This is a genomic window from Candidatus Jidaibacter acanthamoeba (assembly GCF_000815465.1).
GTDB classification, from domain to species: Bacteria; Pseudomonadota; Alphaproteobacteria; order Rickettsiales; family Midichloriaceae; genus Jidaibacter; species Jidaibacter acanthamoebae.
This window is the reverse complement of record NZ_JSWE01000108.1, coordinates 1-517: the sequence shown is the minus strand read 5'-3', so window position 1 is coordinate 517 and position 517 is coordinate 1. Positions and strand designations below refer to the sequence as shown.

The following is a 517-nucleotide window of genomic DNA, read 5'->3' as shown; positions in this document are numbered from 1 at the left end:
GCTAGTTAGTTTTTAAGCATTGAGGAGAAGTAAAAAGAAGAGTATGGCGCAAGCCCAACCATATAACAGATGACCATAAATATTTAGAATCATTAATACAAAGCGCAGATATAGACAAGACAATTGAGGTTTTAGCTGACACTGGCTATGATAGTAACAATACGTATATTATATTAGAAAATAAAGGTATTAAAGCTACAATAGCACCTCCCAAAAGTGCCAAGACATCTTATACACAACCTAGGTCTGATACCATAAACTATATTAAAGAAAAAGGTTACCATGTGGAGCGTAATAAAAATAAGTATGGAAGGAGGGAAATTGTAGAAAATACTATTTATCGATATAAAAGCATTATAGGAGCTAAGCTTAGATCTAGGAAATGGGATAACCAAGATGTTGAGACTTTACTTGGTTGCCATATACTTAATAAAATGACTAACCTGGGCATGCCTCAATCTCTAAAACTCACTTAACTCACATGGGTAAAGGGAAAATATACTTTAACTTTGATTTG

At 33.3% G+C, this 517-nt stretch carries 1 protein-coding gene; it reads left to right on the top strand.

The features are described 5' to 3' along the window. The first annotated feature begins 62 nt into the window (after nucleotides 1–62). Complete coding sequence (locus tag NF27_RS11800; protein ID WP_084212816.1) at nucleotides 63–476, top strand: transposase; 414 nt, start codon at nucleotides 63–65, stop codon at nucleotides 474–476. The last annotated feature ends 41 nt before the right edge of the window (nucleotides 477–517 follow it).